This is a genomic window from Alcaligenes sp. LTN-3, assembly GCF_059735605.1.
Map to the genome: position 1 here is coordinate 707,343 of NZ_JCAPDN010000002.1, position 19,498 is coordinate 726,840.

Annotated in this window: 16 protein-coding genes and 1 other RNA gene; 13 read left to right on the forward strand and 4 right to left on the reverse strand. The window is 57.9% G+C overall.

Annotated elements, in window-relative coordinates; all coding sequences use genetic code 11:
- Nucleotides 1-33: 33 nt before the first annotated feature.
- Both ybaK and xerD read right to left on the reverse strand, forming a co-directional pair.
- Entirely contained in the window at nt 34-528 is a 495-nt protein-coding gene (gene ybaK, locus AC6I6N_RS11595) for a Cys-tRNA(Pro) deacylase (protein ID WP_094195816.1), read from the reverse strand.
- 15 nt (nt 529-543) lie between these two features.
- Nucleotides 544-1,440: a site-specific tyrosine recombinase XerD gene (xerD, locus tag AC6I6N_RS11600; protein WP_108728002.1), complete on the reverse strand. Its 897-nt coding sequence runs from the start codon at nt 1,438-1,440 to the stop codon at nt 544-546.
- Nucleotides 1,441-1,627: 187 nt separating this feature from the next.
- On the opposite strand from xerD, the gene modA reads away from it, so the two are divergent.
- The 3 genes from modA to AC6I6N_RS11615 are packed head-to-tail and all read left to right on the forward strand — an operon-like array spanning nt 1,628 to nt 3,774.
- Nucleotides 1,628-2,377, forward strand: a complete 750-nt coding sequence (gene modA, locus AC6I6N_RS11605) for a molybdate ABC transporter substrate-binding protein (RefSeq protein ID WP_094195818.1) — start codon at nt 1,628-1,630, stop codon at nt 2,375-2,377.
- An 18-nt stretch (nt 2,378-2,395) separates the two neighbouring features.
- Entirely contained in the window at nt 2,396-3,076 is a 681-nt protein-coding gene (modB, locus tag AC6I6N_RS11610) for a molybdate ABC transporter permease subunit (RefSeq protein ID WP_094195819.1), read from the forward strand.
- Nucleotides 3,073-3,774, forward strand: a complete 702-nt coding sequence (locus AC6I6N_RS11615) for a sulfate/molybdate ABC transporter ATP-binding protein (protein WP_121738237.1) — start codon at nt 3,073-3,075, stop codon at nt 3,772-3,774. Before modB ends, AC6I6N_RS11615 begins: the two co-directional genes overlap by 4 nt.
- On the opposite strand, the gene AC6I6N_RS11620 is transcribed toward AC6I6N_RS11615, so the two are convergent.
- Complete coding sequence (locus AC6I6N_RS11620) at nt 3,764-4,576, reverse strand: TOBE domain-containing protein (protein WP_121738238.1); 813 nt, start codon at nt 4,574-4,576, stop codon at nt 3,764-3,766. The two genes, AC6I6N_RS11615 and AC6I6N_RS11620, sit on opposite strands and share 11 nt — an antisense overlap.
- Nucleotides 4,577-4,684: 108 nt before the next feature.
- Here AC6I6N_RS11620 and AC6I6N_RS11625 point away from each other — a divergent pair, with 108 nt between their 5' ends.
- The 9 genes from AC6I6N_RS11625 to AC6I6N_RS11665 all read left to right on the forward strand — a co-directional run bounded on the left by AC6I6N_RS11625 (nt 4,685) and on the right by AC6I6N_RS11665 (nt 17,029).
- Nucleotides 4,685-7,339 (forward strand): hypothetical protein, encoded by a 2,655-nt coding sequence (locus AC6I6N_RS11625; protein WP_395029015.1) that lies wholly within the window; start codon nt 4,685-4,687, stop codon nt 7,337-7,339.
- Complete coding sequence (locus tag AC6I6N_RS11630) at nt 7,333-10,758, forward strand: UvrD-helicase domain-containing protein (RefSeq protein WP_395029014.1); 3,426 nt, start codon at nt 7,333-7,335, stop codon at nt 10,756-10,758. Before AC6I6N_RS11625 ends, AC6I6N_RS11630 begins: the two co-directional genes overlap by 7 nt.
- A 16-nt stretch (nt 10,759-10,774) precedes the next feature.
- Nucleotides 10,775-10,872: signal recognition particle sRNA small type (ffs, locus tag AC6I6N_RS11635), an RNA gene on the forward strand.
- Nucleotides 10,873-10,987: 115 nt separating this feature from the next.
- Complete coding sequence (dnaX, locus tag AC6I6N_RS11640; RefSeq protein ID WP_321353201.1) at nt 10,988-13,309, forward strand: DNA polymerase III subunit gamma/tau; 2,322 nt, start codon at nt 10,988-10,990, stop codon at nt 13,307-13,309.
- Nucleotides 13,310-13,350: 41 nt separating this feature from the next.
- Nucleotides 13,351-13,677 carry a YbaB/EbfC family nucleoid-associated protein gene (locus AC6I6N_RS11645; protein ID WP_094195825.1) on the forward strand — a complete coding sequence of 109 codons (327 nt, stop codon included), beginning with the start codon at nt 13,351-13,353 and terminating at the stop codon, nt 13,675-13,677.
- Nucleotides 13,677-14,288 carry a recombination mediator RecR gene (recR, locus tag AC6I6N_RS11650; RefSeq protein WP_094195826.1) on the forward strand — a complete coding sequence of 204 codons (612 nt, stop codon included), beginning with the start codon at nt 13,677-13,679 and terminating at the stop codon, nt 14,286-14,288. The genes AC6I6N_RS11645 and recR overlap by 1 nt, the downstream gene beginning before the upstream one ends.
- A gap of 105 nt (nt 14,289-14,393) precedes the next feature.
- Nucleotides 14,394-15,434 carry an ABC transporter substrate-binding protein gene (locus AC6I6N_RS11655; protein ID WP_376913287.1) on the forward strand — a complete coding sequence of 347 codons (1,041 nt, stop codon included), beginning with the start codon at nt 14,394-14,396 and terminating at the stop codon, nt 15,432-15,434.
- Nucleotides 15,427-16,233 (forward strand): ABC transporter ATP-binding protein, encoded by an 807-nt coding sequence (locus tag AC6I6N_RS11660; RefSeq protein WP_094195827.1) that lies wholly within the window; start codon nt 15,427-15,429, stop codon nt 16,231-16,233. Before AC6I6N_RS11655 ends, AC6I6N_RS11660 begins: the two co-directional genes overlap by 8 nt.
- 1 nt (nt 16,234) lies before the next feature.
- On the forward strand, nt 16,235-17,029 hold the full coding sequence (locus AC6I6N_RS11665; protein WP_395029011.1) for an ABC transporter permease: 795 nt from the start codon (nt 16,235-16,237) through the stop codon (nt 17,027-17,029).
- A 171-nt stretch (nt 17,030-17,200) separates the two neighbouring features.
- On the opposite strand, the gene tal is transcribed toward AC6I6N_RS11665, so the two are convergent.
- Nucleotides 17,201-18,163: a transaldolase gene (tal, locus tag AC6I6N_RS11670; protein ID WP_125277006.1), complete on the reverse strand. Its 963-nt coding sequence runs from the start codon at nt 18,161-18,163 to the stop codon at nt 17,201-17,203.
- 169 nt (nt 18,164-18,332) lie between these two features.
- On the opposite strand from tal, the gene carA reads away from it, so the two are divergent.
- Entirely contained in the window at nt 18,333-19,496 is a 1,164-nt protein-coding gene (gene carA, locus AC6I6N_RS11675; protein WP_162496908.1) for a glutamine-hydrolyzing carbamoyl-phosphate synthase small subunit, read from the forward strand.
- Nucleotides 19,497-19,498: the final 2 nt, after the last annotated feature.

Here is a 19,498-nt window from a genome sequence, read left to right on the forward strand (position 1 = left end):
CGCCGTCTTTTTTATACCTGCCGCTAAGTGGGATCAGCCTTTTTCCAGGCCAGCCTGTACTGGGCGCGCGCCCAGTTTGTCGATCAGAACCTGGGGATTGATACCCAGCAAATAACCGCGTCGGCCACCATTGATGTAAATCGTGTCGAACTCCAGCAGTTCTTCTTCCAGCCACACAGGCATGGCTTTGCGGGTGGCAAAAGGCGAGGTGCCACCGACCATATAGCCCGAATGGCGTTGGGCCACCTCTGGCTTGCAGGGGGCGATTTTCTTTGCGCCCGTTTGACGAGCCAGATTCTTGGTAGAGACTTCTCGGTCGCCGTGCATCACGATGACCAAGGGCTTGGCGCTTTCATCTTCCATGATCAGGGTCTTGGCCACCCGGTGCAGGTCCAGACCCAGCTGGGCTGCTGCTTCCATGGCTCCGCCATGATCGACATAGTTGTAGCTATGTTCGGTAAAGGAAATGCCATTTTTACGTAGCCACTGCGTGGCCGGTGTTTCGCTGACGTGTTTTTCTTTAGCCATATCTTGGTAGTGCGCTCAGGCGCGTGGATGATGGGCTGCGTGCAAGGCTTTCAAGCGCTCACGTGCCACATGAGTATAAATCTGGGTTGTGGAAATGTCGGCGTGGCCCAAAAGCATCTGTACCACGCGCAGGTCGGCCCCGTGATTGAGCAAATGGGTGGCGAAAGCGTGACGTAAAACGTGCGGGGACAAGGGGGCCAGAATTCCTGCTTGCAGCGCATATTTCTTGACGATCAACCAAAAGGACTGGCGGCTCATGCAGGTGCCGCGCCCGGTAATAAATACAAAATCGCTGCGACGCTGGCCCAGCAAGGCAGGGCGGGATTGCTGCATATAGCGTTCAATCCAGTGCAAGGCTTCCTGCCCCAGAGGCACCAGCCTGTCTTTGCCACCCTTGCCTTGGTCTATGCGTAGCACGCCATCGCTCAGGCTCAGATTTTGCAAAGGCAACTCGGTCAGTTCGGTGACGCGTAAACCGCTGGCATACAGGGTTTCCAGCATGCAGCGGTCACGCAGCCCCAAGGGATTATGTATGTCCGGTGCGGCCAGCAGGCGCTCTACCTGTTCTTCAGACAAGGTATGCGGGACACGCGGGGCTTGTCGGGCGCTGCTCAGTTCCAGGCAGGGGTCGTCCTGCCGCATGCCTTCTTGCACCGTCCAATCGTAAAAGCGACGCAAGGTGGCCAGCCTGCGGTTGGCCGTGCTGGCCTTGCTTTGACCGGCCTGGCTGGCCATCCATTCGCGCAAATCGCTGGCTTGCAGTTGCTCCAGCGCTTTGCCTTCGCGCTCTTGCTGAGCCCACTCCTTCAGGCGCTCCAGATCCTGCCGATACGCTTGCTGCGTGTTGGCGGACAGGCCGTCCTGCAACCAGAGCATGGTGATGAAATCGGAAATCAGACTGGCTTGCGTCATGGGGATGAAAAATTCGGAAAGCGTGGCTGTCAGCGAGCCTTTGGGAGCCGGAATGAAGCAGGAAAGCCATCATGCTATCACTCCGGGGTGATGAGCTTCATTCAGCAGATAGGTAGATATACGCTATATACCTATATATATTTCCTGATTATACTCATTCGTTACACCCGTCCTGGAGGAGAAAACAATGTTCAAACGAGTCGTATCGGTCGCTGCCTTATCCCTGTTTTTGCAAGGCACTGCGCAAGCCGATGAATTGGTGGTGGCCGCCGCTGCCAGCCTGACCAATGCCTTCAAGGAACTGGCTGGCCAGTTTGAGGCAGAGCATCCCGGCACCAAAGTGCTGACCAGTTTCGCTGCATCGGATGTCGTGCTGCAGCAAATCGTCAACGGCGCTCCTGTCGATGTGTTTGCCTCGGCAGACCAAAAGGCCATGAACAAGGCGGAAGAAGCCCAGGTCGTGGACCCTGCTACCCGCAAGAATTTTGTGCAGAATCAGGTGGTACTGATTGTGCCAAGCGACAACCCTGCCAATGTGACAAACGTGGGTGATCTGGACAAAGCAGATGTCAAACGCGTGGCTTTGGGTAACCCGGCCGTGGTGCCGGTGGGCCGCTATACCCAGGCTGCCTTGGAAAAAGCGGGTCAGTGGGATGCCGTGAAACAGCGAGAAATCCTGGGTCAGAACGTACGCCAGGTGCTCGATTACGTCGCCCGTGGTGAGGTGGAAGCCGGTTTTGTGTTTGCGACTGACGCGGCCATCATGAAAGACAAGGTGCACGTGCTGGAGGTGCTCAAGACGACTGAACCTGTCACTTACCCCATCGCTCTGGTGCAGCGTGAAGGCCGTAGTGACAAGGCTCAGGCCTTTCAAGATTTCGTCATGTCTGAATCCGGGCAGCAAGTGCTGGCAAAATACGGTTTTGCCAAGCCTTGATAGGATGTTGATCGCCGGATGACTTCATTTTGGATTCCCCTGGGCTTATCGCTCAAGGTCGCCGGCTGGGCGACCTTGTTCGCTTGTGTATTGGGCATAGGCATTGCCTATGCGCTGTCGCGCTGGCAGTCGCGTTGGTGTGACCTGCTTGATTCCATCCTGACCTTGCCCATGGTCTTGCCGCCTACGGTTATCGGCTATTACCTGCTGGTTCTATTGGGTCGGCGTAGTGCCGTAGGGCAATGGCTCTCCAGTATGGGGATAGAGCTGATCTTTACCTGGCAGGGTGCGGTGATTGCCGCCACAGTCGTGGCCTTTCCCATGATATTGAAGGCAGCGCGTGCGGCTTTTGAAGATGTGGACCCACGATTAGAAGATGCCGCCAGTGTGTTGGGTTTAAGGCCCTTGGCCATCTTCTTTCGTGTCAGCCTGCCTTTGGCGGCGCGTGGCATTATGGCCGGGGTTTTGCTGGCTTTTGCCCGTGCCTTGGGCGAGTTCGGTGCAACCTTGATGATTGCGGGCAGCATACCGGGGCGTACCCAAACCATGTCCATCGCCATTTACGAGGCGGTGCAGGCAGGGGAAGATCAGCAGGCTTTAGTGCTGGTTGCTATTATTTCGATTACCTGTGTGCTGGTTTTGTGGAGTACCCGTGCTTTGTCACCCCGTCACGTACGCCGTAAAAGAGGGATGCAATGAGCCTGAAGGTACAGATTCAACGCACCGTAGTTAGCGAGGCTCGTCATTTTGAATTGAACATTCAGATTCAAACCGAGGCTCGTCATATTGCGTTGTATGGGCCATCAGGCTCGGGCAAGTCCTTGACGGTGCAAAGCGTGGCGGGCTTGCTGCGGCCCGATCATGGCCGCATTCAGATTGGCGATCAGGTCTACTTTGATTCCGCAAAAGGCATCAACCTGAAGCCGCGCGAGCGTCGGGTGGCGTACCTGTTTCAGGACTACGGCCTGTTCCCACATCTGACCGCCGCACAGAATATTTGCTTTGGTCTGAACAGGGGCTTGTTCAACCGCTCCGTGCGGGCCATGCCTGCGGCTGCCCAGCGTTGGGTAGACGCGTTTGAATTGGAGTCGGTATTAAGTAGCTACCCCGCCCAGTTGTCGGGCGGGCAAAAGCAACGCTGTGCTTTGGCGCGAGCCTTGGCGATTGAGCCTCAGTTGCTCTTGTTGGATGAGCCTTTGGCGGCCCTGGATCAGGATTTGCGTGTTCGTTTGCGGGCTGAACTGGCGCAGTTGCAAAGCCAGATCGATATTCCCACTATCCTGATCACGCACGATCCTGAAGATGCCAGAGTCCTGGCCCAAGAGGTCTATCGCATTCGCGACGGACGCGTCTTGGCGTGTTGTCGCAGCGCGGATCTGGAAGCCCTTACAGCGTAGCAATCATTACGCTGGATGCCTTGAACAGAGCATAGGCGGATTGGCCCGCTTCCAGATGCAAACGCTGGGTGCTGTCCAGGGTGATGCTGGCGGTTACTGTCAGGCCTTGTGGCAGCTCCAGACGGACTTCTGCATTGACGGCACCGGTGATGACATCGGTAATCGTGCCGGGTAACTGATTGCGTGCGGACAGCGAATGGCGGGTGTCGCCCGTGCCAATCATGATTGACGATGCTTTCAGAAAGGCCAGAACTTTTTGCCCTTCACGCAGGCCCAGGTTTTCCGTGCTTTCCCGCGTAATGGAAGCAACAACGGTTTGGCCCTGGCCAATATCCACATGAATTTCGTCGTTGACGGCACCGGTCTTGATCGTGGTAACGATACCGGGCAATTGGTTGCGGGCCGAAGTTTGCATGATCATGGTTTGGAGTAACTCCATCTGAGTGGCCACGGAAGGCATTAAACGACCAATACGACTCATGAAGCGTTGATGCAGCCGGTCGTAGGTTTGGTATAGCTCTAGCAGTTCGATGGCCTTGGGCGTCAGGGTGGCGCCGCCACCCCGATGGCCGCCGGTGCTACGCAGCACCAGTGGTTCGCCTGCCATATTGTTCATGATGTCAATGGCGTCCCAGGCCGCTTTGTAGCTGATGCCAATATGGCGGGCGGCGGCAGAGATCGACCCCTGCTCGGCGATCGCCGCCAGCAAGGCCATTCGGCGGGCGCTACCCCAGGTATGCTCGCCAGTACGCAGCGACAGGCTGCCGGTTAATTCGGTATTGGGGGTGTTTGAACTAGACATGGCGATAAGTGTAAGGGCGGGAACAATCTAGGGATAGAGCGCCGGTACAATGGCCGGATCAGCGTTGCTGGCCATTCTGTTTCCTTGCAACCTTAACTGGTTTTTTCTATGTACGACACCCCTGCTGTTTCCATGGCTCAATTGCAGGAGCTCAATAGTGCCGAAACGGTTGTGTTAACCGTGAACAAACGCTACGCGCGCCGCCTGCTGGGACATTTGTCGGCCCGTCTGGCTGGAGCGGGCGGGACGGTCGCCGTGCCGGAAATCGTGCCCTTGGGGGCGTGGCTAGCGCAGGCCAGCGATCAGCTCTGCTTTTCCGAACAATGGCAACCGGCCGCGCACCAGATGGATCGCTTCGCCGCCTTGCAGCGTTGGGAACTCAGCATCGAGCAGTGCGAGGAAGAGGGCTATTTCCTGGATGTCGGCCAGGCAGCGCGTCTGGCCTGTGAAGCCGATACCCTGCTGGATGAATGGAATATTGAGCTCAAACCCGGCGAGGCCAGCATAGATTTTGAACGCTTCATGCAATGGCGCTCTCACTATCGGCAAAGCCTGGAGCAGGCGGATCTGGATGACGCGAATCTGGCTGCCGAGCGCGTGCTCAAAGCGGTGCAGGCCGGCGCCTTGCACATGCGTCATCGCTATATGGTGCTGCATGGTTTTCATGAATATTCGCCGCGTCTGCAAAGCCTTTTAATGGGTTTGCAGAATATGGGAGTGGAGATTCTGCAGTTGCAGCACGAAGAGGTGCAGGCCACGGAAGTTCATCGGGTGCAGGCGCAGGATGCGGATACGGAATGGCGCCTGGCGGTGCAATGGGCGCGTCGTCAATTGGACGAGGACCCGGATCGCACGGTAGCCATTGTGGCGGCGCAGCTGGAAACACAATTGCCGCTGGTGCATCGTCTTTTGCGGCAAGCCATGCACGCGGATCAAGGCGCCTTGCCCTATAACGTGGCAGCGGCCCGATCCTTGGCCGAGTGGCCCGTGGTTGAAGCAGCCCTGGCCTGGTTGAAGGCCTTGTTTACGCTGGCGACCAAGGGGCAGGCCGAGCCGGCCATGCTGGGCCAAGCCCTGCGTTTGGGAGCGTGTCAGGCGGAACAGTCCGAAGCGGGCGGCCGTGCCCGCATTGACAAGGCCTGGCGCGACAACCGCATCACGCAAGTGAGCCGTAAAGAATTTGCCGACATGCTTAGCTTTCACACGCCCGAACTGGCCCTGGCCTGGGGCAAGGCGGTGGAGCGCTTCGAGTCCGTATCGGCAGGCGCTCAAGGAGTGGATACCTGGGCGTCGATCATGCGCCAATGCCTGGAGGCTTTGGGTTTTCCCGGAACCAATCGTTTGGATAGCGCTCAGTTTCAAACCTTGGAAGCTTTGGAGGCCCTGCTGCTGCAACTGGCGCAGCAAGCCCCTGTCCTAGGTCGCATCAGTGCCTTGAAGGCGCAAAGCGCTCTGGCGCGCATGGCCCGTGAAAATCTGTTCCAGCCACAGCGTGATCCGCGCTCCCGTCTGGATGTGCTGGGCTTTCTGGAGGCGGAAGGCGGGCGTTGGGATGCCGTATGGGTGCTGGGCCTGACCGATGATATTTTGCCCGCTGCCGTCAAACCGAATCCCCTGATCCCCGCCCAAGTGCTGCGCCGGGTGCAAGCCCCGCGCAGTACGCCAGAGCGGGAGCTGGAGTGGGCGCGCTGGATGTTGAGCGCCTTGCTGCGCTGTGGCAACCAGGTCTTGCTCAGTGCGCCTTTGAATCAGGGGGAGCAAGAGCTCAGACCCAGCCCTTTGATCGCGCATTGGCCTGTGCTGGAAATGCCTTGGGCGGTGCAGGCAGAGCAGGCCGTCGCACAGGAAGCCTTGCTGGATGAACAAGGCCCTAGCCTGAAGCTGGAAGAGCGCATACGCGGCGGAATCAGCGTGCTGGATACGCAGGCCCGCAATCCCTTATGGGCTTTTGTGAAGTTTCGTTTGCATGGTCAGGCCTTGCCTGATTACGCCCGTGTAGGCGATATGAATACACGCGGGGTGTTTCTGCACCGCGCCGTCGAACTGTTCTGGCTGCGTGTGAAGGATCAGGACAGCTTGCACGAACTGATTGGCGAGGACTCGCTGTTGGACGTGGTGCAAGTGTGTATTGATCAGGCCGCTCAGGAAGAGCTGGCCGATTACGGCCCGGTGCTGCGCAGCCTGGAAATGGAGCGGGGTCTGGCTGTTTTGAGCCAATACGCGCATCAGGAAGCCCAGCGTCCGCCGTTTGCCTTGGGCGCGACGGAACAGGAATTGAGCTGGAGCCGTGGCTTGCTGCGTTTGAGCCTGCGTCTGGATCGTCTGGATGATCTGGCCGATGGTGAGCAGTTGCTGATGGACTACAAAACTGGCATAGGCGAACTCAGACCCGATAAAGATTGGCTGCGGCCCAGACCTGTGAATCTGCAATTGCCGTTTTATGCCGCCGCCTTGCAGGATGAAGGTCGAACCGTCAGTGGCTTGGCTTTTGTGCGCTTGCATGCTCGTCAGGTGGGCTTAAGTGGTTTGGCCGCGCCCGGCATGGATATTGAGGGCCTGACCGAATTGGAAAGTGCCCAGCAGTGGACCGCACAAATCGCGCAGTGGAAACAGGCGGTGGAAGGTCTGGCCGATGAGTTCCTGCAAGGGCAGGCCGCCAACCAGATCTGGAACCGCAACGATTTGCTGTACTGCGATGTTTTGCCCTTTTTACGTTTGTTCCAGGAAGACCTCCAAGACAATGGGGGAGAGGTGTCATGCTGAACGTCCCTAGCGATAGCCCCGCCCGTGCACGGGCACTGGACCCCGAGTCCTCCTTTCTGGTGCAGGCACCTGCCGGTTCAGGCAAGACAGAACTGTTGACCGACCGGATTCTGGCCCTGCTGGCTCGCGTGCAGCGGCCAGAGGAAATTGTGGCCATTACCTTCACCCGTAAAGCTGCGGCTGAAATGCATGCGCGTGTGCTGGAGAAGTTGGCCGCTGCCAATCAGGGACTTCCTGCCGAGCCCTATCGAGTACGCAGTTGGGAACTGGCGCGTGCCGCCATGCAGCGCAATCAGGAACAGCAGTGGGATTTACTGGCTTACCCGGCCCGTCTAAGTATCCGTACCATCGATTCCTTGTGTGCCCACTTGGTGCGTGCCATGCCCTGGATTACGGGGCTGGGCGGGGTGCCGGCTATTACTGATAAGGCACAGGAGCATTACGAAGCGGCGGCCTGGGCCACGCTGGAGATGGCGGAAAGCGTCCCTAGCGTAGCGCGCTTTCTGGAACATATGGATGTAAACCTGCTGCAGGCGCAAGCCCTGTTGGCCGGTATGTTGGCCAGCCGCGATCAGTGGTTGCCCGCTGTGGGGCAGGGCGGTGACGTGGCGCTGTTACAAGATAGCTTGCGCGAGGTCGTAGAGCAGCAACTGCAGCAGTTAAGCGATGCTTTGCCACCCGGCTGGGCACGGACTTTGGCGCCTTTGGCCTGCTTTGCCGCCTCGAATCTGGAAAGCGGCGATGTGCTGGCCTTGGCGGATTGGCAAGGTGACAACCTGGCCCCGGTTATGGACGATTTGCCGCGCTGGCGTGGTCTGGCAGCCTTGTTGCTGACGGATAAAGGCGATCTGCGCAAAAGCCTGACCGTGCGTAACGGCTTTCCGCCAAAAACAGCGCAAAAAGAAATTCTGACTGAATGGTTGAGCAATTGTCTGGGGGCAGAGCCCTGGATTGCGCGCTTGGCCGGTGCCCGCCTTCTGCCCGAGCAATACTCCGCCCAGCAGCAAGAAGTTCTGTCCAATTTGATTCAGGTCTTGTGGCTGGCTGCGGCGCAATTGAAACTGCGCTTTGCCGAGAAAGCCGAGGTCGATTTCACCGAGATTGCTCAACGTGCCCTGCAAGCCTTGGGCGATGCCGATGAGCCGGGCGAACTGCTGTTGCGTATGGATAGGTCCATACGTCATTTGCTGGTGGACGAGTTTCAGGACACCAGCCAATCCCAGGTGCAATTGCTGGAGCGCCTGACCAGCGGCTGGGAGCCGAGTGATGGGCGTAGCCTGTTTCTGGTGGGCGACCCCATGCAGTCCATTTACCGCTTCCGCAAGGCGGAAGTGGGTTTGTTTCTGCAGGTCTGGCAAGCGCGACGTTTAGGTGAAGTGGAGCTGGAGCCGCTTAATCTCAGCAATAATTTCCGCTCGCACCCGCGCTTGGTGGAGTGGGTGAACAAGGTGGGGGCGCAACTGTTTCCGGCTCGACCTGACCCAGATCTGGGCATGGTCACCTACGAACACTCGACTGCCTTCAAACCTGATATTCCTGAGTGGGCGGTGCAGTTTCATCCGTCCTGGCATTTCCGGGTGGCACGGGGAGAGGATGCCGTGCCGTCGCAGCAAGCGGCTCAGGAGCGTGCGGTGCAAGAGGCGGTGCAATGCGCGGCTCAAGCTCTGGAACGTTATCAGGACAGTGAGCATCCGGTGGCAATTCTAGTGCGAGCACGTTCGCACTTGCAGGGTTTGGTGCGCAAGCTGGGCGAGCAGGGCATACCGTGCCGAGCGGTAGAGCTGGAGCCCTTGCAGCAGCGCCCTGTGGTGGCGGATTTGGTGCAATTGGTCCGTGCCTTGGCTCACCCGGCAGATCGACTGGCTTGGCTGTCCGTGTTGCGCTCGCCATTGATCGGCCTGCGTTTGGAGAGTCTGCATCGCTTGTGCGCCTTGCATCCCACCCAGACCCTGGCCGAGCTGACCACGAGCCTAAGAGCGAACCTCGCCGTTGACGGCGAGGTTAAGCGAGTCAAGATGACTATGGCGCCACAGGCGCCCCCGTATGGTGGCGGAGAAGCTCCGGCCACCAGGATGGAGTTCTTCACGCACAATCAGGATTTTGAAGATTGGGATGCGAATGAGCGCGACCGGTTGCTGTTCGCTTGCCAGATCTTGTTAGATAAAGGCAATCGCAGCGGCTTGATGCCTTTTGCCGCCTGGGTGCAGGAGTGCTGGACGCGCTTGGGCGGGCCGCAAGTCTATCCAAGCTTGGCAGATCAGGCGGATGCAGAGCAAGTCTTGCGTCTGCTCGAAGAGCTGTGCCCTTATGGGCCGCCTGATCAGCAGCAATTGCAGGCCCGCGTGGAGTCTTTGTATGCCACCCCGCAAGGGACGGGCAAGGCCGTGGAGGTGATGACGATTCACAAGTCCAAGGGCCTGGAGTTTGAAACCGTTATCTTGTTTGGCTTGCACAAGCAGTCGGCAGCCGATTCCGAGCCCTTGATTCGTCTGGAACACAGCGCCGAGCGCCTGATTCTGGGGCCGATTAGTCACAAGGGCAGCGAGCAACGCGATCCGGTGTCGCAGTTTTTGGCGGCGCGGGAACGCATACGTGCCGAGCAGGAAAGCCACCGTCTTTTATACGTGGCCCTGACGCGTGCCCGTCAGGAGTTGCACTTGTTTGCGGAACTGAGCATCACCCAGGACAAGGGTCTGCGCGAGCCGGATGGCCGCTCCTTGTTAAGTCGTGTCTGGCCCGTCCTGGATCAGCCACAGGCCCCGGTTTGGCAAGCTGAGCAGGGCAGGCAGCAAGAGGAGTCCGGGCAAGGTTCTGCGGCATTGTTGCAGCGAGTGGTGAGTTTGCCTGCTGCGCCACCCGAGCAATTGCAGAGCGCCAGCTCGCAATATCAGAGCTGGCAGTGGTCACTGGATACGACTCATGAAAAAGCCATCGGGACGGTTGCCCACGACTGGCTGGAAAAGCTGGGTCGTGAAGGTCTGGAGCAATGGCCGGTAGAGCGCTTGCAGCAAGGTCGCGTCGTCATGCGTCGCCAGTTGTTGCGGGCCGGGGTGCCTGCCGCCTATCTGGATGAGGCCGCCCAATCCTTGTTTGAGGCCATTGCCGCAACCGTACAGACCGAGCGAGGTCGCTGGTTGCTGGGTGTCAGCCGTGCCTACCGGGAGTGGTCCTTGCTGGATGTCAGTGGTCGGGTGTCGATTATCGACTTGGCGATTTCCCAGGAAGATCACTGGTTGGTGGTGGATTACAAGACGGGGCGGCCCGCCGAGCATGAAAGTCAGGATGATTTTGCAGCGCGTATGCTGGAGCGCTACGCACCGCAATTGCAGCGTTATTGTGAGCAGGTGCAGGCTCTGGATGGGCGGCCGGCGCGGGCGGCGCTTTATTTCCCGAGAGCCGATCTTTGGCTGCCGTATTAATGCTACACTACTTGTCGGCGGGCCCCTCCGCATGGTTCGGCGGTGAATCTGGTCAGGTCGGGAACGAAGCAGCCACAGCCGTGCAGAATCAGTGCCGGAGTCAGGCTCGCCACTTCATTTGCTTATCGGGTTATGCGCGCCCGGTCTATCTGCTTCCCTTCAGCACCGAATCCGGTACACTTTTCCTTTCGCTTATTTGTATTGATGGTTCACGCCGTCCGGAATTCGCATGACCTATCTCGTTCTGGCCCGCAAGTGGCGCCCTCGCTCCTTTGACACCCTGGTTGGTCAGGACCACGTGGTGCGCGCTCTGACGCACGCCCTGGATACCCAGCGCCTGCACCATGCCTGGTTGTTTACGGGCACACGCGGCGTGGGCAAGACCACCTTGTCGCGTATTCTGGCCAAGTCGCTGAACTGCGAAACTGGTATCACCTCCAAGCCCTGTGGCGTTTGCCGCGCGTGTACCGAGATTGATGCTGGCCGCTTTATTGACTATGTAGAGCTGGACGCCGCCTCCAACCGGGGCGTGGAAGAGATGACCCAGTTGCTGGAGCAGGCGGTCTACGCCCCCAGCTCGGGCCGCTACAAGGTCTACATGATTGACGAAGTTCACATGCTGACCGGGCACGCCTTCAACGCCATGCTCAAGACGCTGGAAGAACCGCCAGCGCACGTCAAATTCATTCTGGCGACCACAGACCCACAAAAAATTCCGGTCACCGTCTTGTCGCGTTGTCTGCAATTCAATTTGAAGCAGATGACCGTGCCTGCGATTGTGGGCCACCTGCAGGACATTCTGACCCAGGAAGAAATGCAGTTCGAGTTGCCCGCCTTGCGCCTGCTGGCACAGGCCGCCGATGGTTCCATGCGGGATGCCTTGTCGCTTAGCGACCAGGCCATTGCCTATAGCGCGGGCGATCTCAGCGCCCAGGCTGTGCAAGCCATGCTGGGCACCATTGATCAACGCCACTTGGCGCAATTGCTGCAAGCGCTGGTCGCTTACGATGCGCAGGCCATTATGGGTGTGGCCGATGATCTGGCCATGCGTGGCCTGTCTTATTCGGGTGCTCTGGCGGATTTGGCAACCTTGTTGTCCCGTATCGCTATCGAGCAGCGCATCCCTGGCACGATTTCAGATGATGATCCGTTGGCAGAGGCGGTGCGGCAATTGGCACCCACACTCTCGCCTGATCATGTGCAGTTGTTTTATTCGGTCGCGGTGCACAGTCGTCAGGAGCTGTCTTTGGCTCCGGATGAGTACGCCGGTTTTGTGATGGCGTGCTTGCGCATGCTGGCCTTGTTGCCCGAACCTGTCTCGGCGTATGTGCCACCGCCGGCAGGGCCTTCGGGTTCTGAAACCGCTTCTGCTGCGCCTGCACAGCAAGTTGAGCAGGGTGCGCAAACAGAACAGCCAAGGCAAACGGCACAAGCAGTACAAGCAACACAAACACCCCAGCCTGCGATTGATCCACAGGCCGCATTTCAGCAGGCACAGGCCTCTGCCACCGCAGCCGCCCCGGCCGTTGATGTTGCCGGTGCACATGCAGCCCCAGCAGCGTCAGTCGCAGAATCCATCCCTGCTGACGACGGTTTTGTACCTGCCTGGGAAGATGCTCCCGAGCCTGCCGGCGCAGGGGTCAGCTATGACACTTCAGAATCTGCCCCAGCGGACGCAAGCGTTGAAGCCGGTTCCGCGACCAGTCAGCCTCAAGAAGCGGCGACCGCAGTTGCTGACAGCAGCGCTGTTGAAGCCGCCCAAGCGCTATCAACGCCATCCGCTCCGTCAGCCCAGCCAGCCGCAGAGTCCACTTCTGCCGGCCCTGCAGCAGAATCCTCCAAGTCCCAGGGCAAGAGCAGTGCTCAGCCCCTGATGTCGTCTCAAGCCCAGGCCGCCGCCCGTGTGGAGCCTGTGGCAGACAAGGCCCCGCCAGCCTTTGCCACGCAAGATGGTCCAGAAGAGCCCGCCTGGTTGTCCGAGGGCATGGACGAAGAATTCGAGAATTACCAGCCTTTGGATATGGACGCGGCTCGTGCCGAAGAAGACGGCGATGTACCGTCTGTGTCCATGTCTGATCGCTTCATGCCCGACACCGAACTGGGCCTGCCCGTGCCGCAGAGCGGTTCGGACAACCCGCGCACCGTGCGACTGGGCGGCATGAAACCGGAAACCTGGCCCGACGTGGCAACCAGCTTGCCCTTAAGCGGCTGGGCTGCCGAACTGGCCCGCCAGAGCGAATGGCTGGGCGTGAAAGGCCAGGAAATCCACCTGCGTGCCAAAATCAAGGCTACTGAAGGTAGCCAGGGCAAAGCGCGCTTGCGCACTGTTCTATCGGAATACTTTGCCCAGTCCATTCAGTTGGTGATCGAATACGGGGATACAGGCGATGCTACCGCGCATGCCGTGGAGCAGGCCAAGCTGGCCGAGCGTCAGCGACAGGCCGAAGAGCAGGTTGCCCAGGATCCCTTTGTCTTGAGCCTGATCCAGGACTTTGACGGCAGCGTCAAAGCCGGGTCAATCAAGGCCACTCCTTTGGTTCGGGCCGCCTGAATGGCCCATTGTCAATTTCTATCAATCAGGAAAACCAAACCATGATGAAAGGTCAGATTGCCGGCTTGATGCGCCAGGCGCAGCAAATGCAGGAAAACATGAAAAAGGCCCAGGAAGCCTTGGCCGATATCGAGGTCGAGGGCGTTTCCGGTGGTGGTCTGGTCAAGGTCATCATGAACTGCCGCCACGATGTGCGCCGTGTCTCTATCGACCCCAGCCTGCTGGAAGACGAAAAAGAGATGCTGGAAGATTTGATTGCTGCTGCTTTTAACGATGCACAGCGCAAAGCCGAGGCTACTTCGCAGGAAAAAATGGCGGGTGTCACCGCTGGCCTGCCACTGCCTCCCGGTATGAAGCTTCCGTTCTAATGAACGAACCGCAGATCGCAGAGCCCGAACCGCTTCGGGCTCTGATCCAGGCTCTGCGTCGGCTGCCCGGTGTGGGTGAGCGTAGCGCTCGCCGCATGGCCTACCATTTGTTGCAACATGATTTGGTAGGTGCCGACCAATTAAGCCGGGCTCTTGAACATGCCACGACGGCACTGCAGCACTGTCAGCGCTGCAATGGTTTTACAGTCCAAGCTATTTGTGAAACCTGTGCCAATCCCCGCCGTGATCCGGCGTTGTTGTGTGTGGTGGAAACACCTGCCGATCAAAACATGATCGAGGCTACGCATGGCTATCGAGGCCTTTACTATGTGCTGATGGGGCGTTTGACGCCACTGGAAGGCATAGGGCCGGATGCCTTGCAATTTGACCGCTTGCTAGAGCGAGCCAGTGATGGCCAAGTGCAGGAAGTGATTCTAGCGACCAATTTCACCGCAGAGGGCGAAACCACCGCCCATCATCTGGCGGAAATGCTCACTAGCCAAGGTTTGAAAGTGACTCGACTGGCCCGCGGTGTGCCAGCCGGCAGCGAGCTGGAGTACGTAGACCCCAGCACCATTGCCTGGGCCTTGATGGAGCGTCGCGCCACGTAATCGGGTTTGACCGCTTGGTGGACAAGGGGGGATACCCCCCTTTTGTTTTTTAGTATAAGTATCAAACCTAAATAATTAATGACCAACAACAAGAAGGGGATTGCCATGAAACTGACTCGTCGTCATGCGCTCAAACTGGTTGGAGCATCGGGTTTGGCGCTGTCATTGCCATCGCTGGGCCGTGCGCAAGAAATCGAGAAAAAAAACCTGACCATTGCCGTCGGTGGCAAGGCGCTGATCTACTATCTGCCTTTGTCTATTGCTGAGATCAATGGTTACTTTGAAGACGAAGGTCTTAAGGTCAAAGTGGCGGACTTTGCGGGTGGCTCCAAAGCTTTGCAAGCCGTCGTTGGCGGTAGTGCCGATGTGGTGTCGGGCGCCTTTGAACACACCATCAACCTGCAATCCAAAGGGCAGATGTACCGCGCCTTTGTGCAGCAGGGGCGTGCGCCGGCTATTGTGTTGGCGGTGTCCAACAAGACGATGGCTGACTATACGTCGCCAGCCGATCTGAAAGGCAAGAAAATCGGTGTGACCGCACCGGGCTCCTCGACCAATATGATGGTCAACTTTTATCTGGAGCAAAACGGTCTGAAACCTTCGGACGTGGCCTTTATCGGTGTAGGCGCGGGCGCCGGTGCCGTCACCGCCATGCGTACGGGGCAGATTGATGCCATGGCCAATCTGGATCCGGTGATCGGCACCTTGCTTAAAGAAAACGAAGTGCGTGTTATTGCTGACACTCGTACCCTTGCCGATACCAAGGCTATTTTTGGTGGCAATATGCCTTCGGCCTGCTTGTACGCCTCTGAAGACTTCATCACCAAGAATCCGAACACGGCTCAGGCTCTGGCCAACGCCATCGTGCGCGCCGACAAATGGATTCAGGCCAATGATGCCGAAACCATTGCCAAGACCGTGCCCGCAACCTATCTGCTCGGTGACGTGGAACTGTACAAGCAATGTCTGGATGCCAACAAAGAAGCACTCTCGCCCAACGGCTTGGTAGATGCTGATGGTCCTGCTACCGCCTTGAATGCACTGGCCGCTTTTGTGCCGAATCTGGACGCATCCAAGATTGATATCAGCAAAATCTACACCAATGAATTTGCTGACAATGCCAACAAGAAGTACCCCAATGTCTGAGGCAGCACTTTCTTTAGATAACATCAGCTGTGTTTTTGCCTCCCGGGATGGCAAAGGTACGTACACAGCGGTTCGTGACGCCAGCCTGAGTATTGCTCCAGGCGAGTTTGTGTCGGTTGTAGGCCCAACGGGCTGCGGCAAGTCCACGCTCCTGAACGTAGGGGCGGGCTTGCTGAGCCCTTCGTCGGGCGAAGTCCGAGTGTTTGGCAAACCCCTGCAAGGGGTGAACGAGCGTGCAGGCTATATGTTCCAGGGTGAAGCACTGATGCCCTGGCGCAGTGCTGAATCTAACGTGATGGCCGGTCTGGAGTTTGCCGGTGTCCCGCAGGATCAGGCTCGCGCCCGTGCCCAGGAGTGGCTCAAGCGAGTTGGGCTGGGTGGTTTCGAGGATCGTTACCCGCATCAGATGTCGGGCGGTATGCGCAAACGCGTCATGCTGGCCCAGACCCTGATTCGTGACCCTGACATCATTCTGATGGACGAGCCGTTTTCGGCACTGGACATTCAGACCCGCCAATTGATGGAAAACGAAGTGCTGGAGATCTGGATGGCGCAGCGTAAAGCCGTGCTGTTCATCACTCACGACCTGGACGAAGCCATTGCCATGAGCGATCGAGTGGTGGTTCTGTCAGCCGGGCCGGGTACTCATCCCATCGGCGAATTTCATGTCGATCTTCCACGCCCTCGTGACGTGGCCGAAGTACGCAATGATCCTCGCTTTGTCGAATTGCATGCGGCAATCTGGGCCGTCTTGCGTGATGAAGTTCTGAAGGGTTATGCCCAGCAAAAGCGTGCCTGATATGTCTAAATCTATTACTCAATCCAAGCTGGCCCTGCGCGTCTGGCAAATCTCGCTGCTCATCGTCATTCTGGCTGCCTGGCATTTTTTTACGCTGGACCCCAAAGTAGCTTTCTTCTTTGGTCAGCCACTGGAAGTGGTCAAGGTGATCTGGGCCTGGTTCGTCACCAACGGTGATATTTACCTGCACCTGGGCGTGACCTTGAGCGAAACCCTGCTGGCTTTTGCCATTGGTACGATTGCTGGTCTGGCTTGCGGTCTGTGGCTGGGCCTGTCGCCGCGTGCGGCGGCCTTGCTGGACCCGTATCTGACCGCTGCCAACTCCATGCCGCGCGTCATTCTGGCGCCGATTTTCGGCATGTGGTTCGGTCTGGGTATCTGGTCCAAAGTAGCTCTGGCGGTGACGCTGGTGTTCTTTATTGTGTTCTTCAACGTGTACCAAGGTGTGCGTGAAGTCAGCACCACACTGCTGGACAATGCCCGCATGCTGGGTGCCAGCCGTCGTCAACTGCTGCGCCACGTCTACATTCCTTCGGCCACCAGTTGGGTGTTCTCCAGCTTGCACACCTCGGTCGGTCTGGCCTTTGTGGGTGCCGTGGTGGGTGAATACCTGGGCTCAGCCAGTGGGGTCGGTTATCTGATCCTGCAGGCAGAGGGCACGCTGGATGTGAATACGGTGTTCGCCGGTATTGTGGTGCTGACCGTCTTTGCGCTGATCCTGGACGGTCTGGTCAGTGTGTTTGAAGACCGCCTGCTGGCTTGGCGGCCACAAGGTGGCGGTACGGAAAAGCTCTGATTGCTGCTTGGCTCAAGTGTTAAGAAAACCGGCTCCTGAAACAGGAGCCGGTTTTTTTTGTCCGTTCATTCCCAGCAAAGAGAAGGCCAGCAAACGATTGGATGCTTAATAGATAGTAAAACAGGCCGCAAGATAGGCGGCCTGTTTTACTGAATCGAACCTGGCGGCTTGTCAGGCCTGCTGGCGCGCCTGTTGAATCAGGGCATCCAGTTTGATACCGTCCGCGGTGAACTGACGGATGCCTTCGGCCAGCTTTTCAGTGGCCATCGCGTCCTGGTTCAGGTCGGTGCGGAAGGTGATTTCGTTGCTGGCACGCCATTCAGGGGCAACCGCCTTGGCACGTGCCACATCCAGCATGGCCGGGACCTCGCCTTGGGCTGCATCCAACTGGCCCAGCAGTTCGGGGCTGATGGTCAGTAGATCGCAACCGGCCAGCGCCTTGATCTGGCCGACATTGCGAAAGCTGGCACCCATGATCTCTGTGGGGATGTCATAGGTTTTGTAGTATTCGTAAATGCTGCGTACCGAGCGCACACCGGGGTCGTTCTCGCCCTGGTTGGCGCTCTCGTCCCATTCCTGGCCGGCAGTTTTCTTGAACCAGTCGTAGATGCGGCCCACAAAGGGCGAGATCAGGGTGACTTTGGCCTGGGCGCAGGCAATGGCTTGCGGCAGGCAGAACAAGAGGGTCAGGTTGCAGTTGATGCCTTCGGCCTGCAATGTACGGGCAGCTTGGATGCCTTCCCAGGTGCTGGCTAGTTTGATCAGCACGCGTTCGCGGGCGATACCGGCTTTTTCGTAATGCTGGATGATATGGCGGGCGCGCTCGACGCTGGCCAGGGCATCAAAGGACAGGCGGGCATCGACTTCGGTAGAGACGCGGCCCGGCACAATATCCAGAATTTGTCGACCAAAGGCGACCAGCAGCAGATCGCTGGTTTCAGCCAGGCTGGCATGAGGGTGGTCGGTGATGACACGGTCAAGCAAAGGCCGATAGGCCGCCTGCTGGACAGCCTTTAAAATCAGGGAAGGATTGGTTGTTGCATCGGTAGGGCGATACGCGCGCATCGCTTCAAAATCGCCTGTGTCGGCCACTACGGTTGTGCACTGGCGCAGAGAGTCAAGCTGAGTAGTCATGTCTGTTACTAGTCCATCGCAAAGCCATCAAACCAATCGATTACTGTAGTCGATTTTCCAAGTTTTCGTGCCTGGTTTCAGTGTTACTACCGATAAACTACCGGAAAAACCTCGTTTGAGCATATAATTAGAAGGTTTAATATTAATTTCAGAATCCGGGGTTTTTAACGTGCTGCCGTCTTTATTTCCTGAGGAGTCCCGCACTATCACTAGTGCCGTCCTAGCCCTGGCGGATGGAACCCTATTCAAAGGGGTATCAATCGGTGCCGAGGGGCACTGTGTTGCTGAGATCGTTTTCAATACAGCCATGACGGGCTATCAGGAAATCCTGACAGACCCAAGCTACAGCGGTCAAATTGTTACGCTTACCTATCCGCACATCGGTAATACCGGTGTCAATCCAGAGGACTCCGAATCCAACAAGGCCCACGCTGCCGGGCTTGTCATTCGCGATTGTCCCGCCCGCCTGTCCAACTTCCGCTCCACCCAGTCCTTGCCCGACTACCTGAAAGATCAGGGCGTTGTGGCTATCTCCGGTATCGACACCCGCAAGCTGACTCGCATTTTGCGTGAGAAAGGCTCCATGGGTGCTTGCATTCTGGTGGGTGATGATGCCGAACGAGCACTGGAACTGGCCCGCTCTTTCCCTGGCCTGAAAGGTCAGGATCTGGCCAAAGTGGTTACCACCGACCAAACCTACAATTGGACCGAAGGTTCGTGGGAACTGGGCCAAGGCTTTGGGAAGCCTGCAACAGACCGCTTCCACGTGGTGGCCTACGACTTTGGCGTAAAAGCCAACATCTTGCGTTTGATGGCAGACCGTGGCTGCAAAGTGACCGTCGTGCCGGCGCAAACGCCACTGGCCGATGTGCTGGCTTACGAGCCCGATGGTGTGTTCCTGTCCAACGGCCCTGGCGATCCAGAGCCTTGCGATTACGCCATCGAAGCCTGCAAGGGCTTGCTGGAGCGCAAGCTGCCTGTGTTTGGTATTTGCCTGGGCCATCAGATCATGGGCCTGGCCGTTGGTGCACAGACCTTGAAGATGAAAAACGGTCACCACGGTGCCAACCATCCCGTGCAGGAACTGGCTAGTGGCCGCGTGTTCATCACCAGCCAGAATCACGGCTTTGCGGTCGATGCCGCCACCTTGCCAGCCAATGCCAAGGTCACGCACATTTCTTTGTTCGACCAGAGCCTGCAAGGCTTCGAGTTGACAGATCGCCCCGCGTTTTGCTTCCAGGGTCACCCTGAAGCGACTCCCGGCCCGCGCGATATTGCCTCGCTGTTCGACAAATTCATCAGCCTGATGGCTGCTCACCAGGCCAATAAATAAAC

Coding starts and splice junctions, on each gene's coding strand:
- ybaK (WP_094195816.1), bottom strand. CDS start 528: ATGGCTAAAGAAAAACACGTCAGCGAAACACCGGCCACGCAGTGGCTA.
- xerD (WP_108728002.1), bottom strand. CDS start 1,440: ATGACGCAAGCCAGTCTGATTTCCGATTTCATCACCATGCTCTGGTTG.
- modA (WP_094195818.1), top strand. CDS start 1,628: ATGTTCAAACGAGTCGTATCGGTCGCTGCCTTATCCCTGTTTTTGCAA.
- modB (WP_094195819.1), top strand. CDS start 2,396: ATGACTTCATTTTGGATTCCCCTGGGCTTATCGCTCAAGGTCGCCGGC.
- AC6I6N_RS11615 (WP_121738237.1), top strand. CDS start 3,073: ATGAGCCTGAAGGTACAGATTCAACGCACCGTAGTTAGCGAGGCTCGT.
- AC6I6N_RS11620 (WP_121738238.1), bottom strand. CDS start 4,576: ATGTCTAGTTCAAACACCCCCAATACCGAATTAACCGGCAGCCTGTCG.
- AC6I6N_RS11625 (WP_395029015.1), top strand. CDS start 4,685: ATGTACGACACCCCTGCTGTTTCCATGGCTCAATTGCAGGAGCTCAAT.
- AC6I6N_RS11630 (WP_395029014.1), top strand. CDS start 7,333: ATGCTGAACGTCCCTAGCGATAGCCCCGCCCGTGCACGGGCACTGGAC.
- dnaX (WP_321353201.1), top strand. CDS start 10,988: ATGACCTATCTCGTTCTGGCCCGCAAGTGGCGCCCTCGCTCCTTTGAC.
- AC6I6N_RS11645 (WP_094195825.1), top strand. CDS start 13,351: ATGATGAAAGGTCAGATTGCCGGCTTGATGCGCCAGGCGCAGCAAATG.
- recR (WP_094195826.1), top strand. CDS start 13,677: ATGAACGAACCGCAGATCGCAGAGCCCGAACCGCTTCGGGCTCTGATC.
- AC6I6N_RS11655 (WP_376913287.1), top strand. CDS start 14,394: ATGAAACTGACTCGTCGTCATGCGCTCAAACTGGTTGGAGCATCGGGT.
- AC6I6N_RS11660 (WP_094195827.1), top strand. CDS start 15,427: ATGTCTGAGGCAGCACTTTCTTTAGATAACATCAGCTGTGTTTTTGCC.
- AC6I6N_RS11665 (WP_395029011.1), top strand. CDS start 16,235: ATGTCTAAATCTATTACTCAATCCAAGCTGGCCCTGCGCGTCTGGCAA.
- tal (WP_125277006.1), bottom strand. CDS start 18,163: ATGACTACTCAGCTTGACTCTCTGCGCCAGTGCACAACCGTAGTGGCC.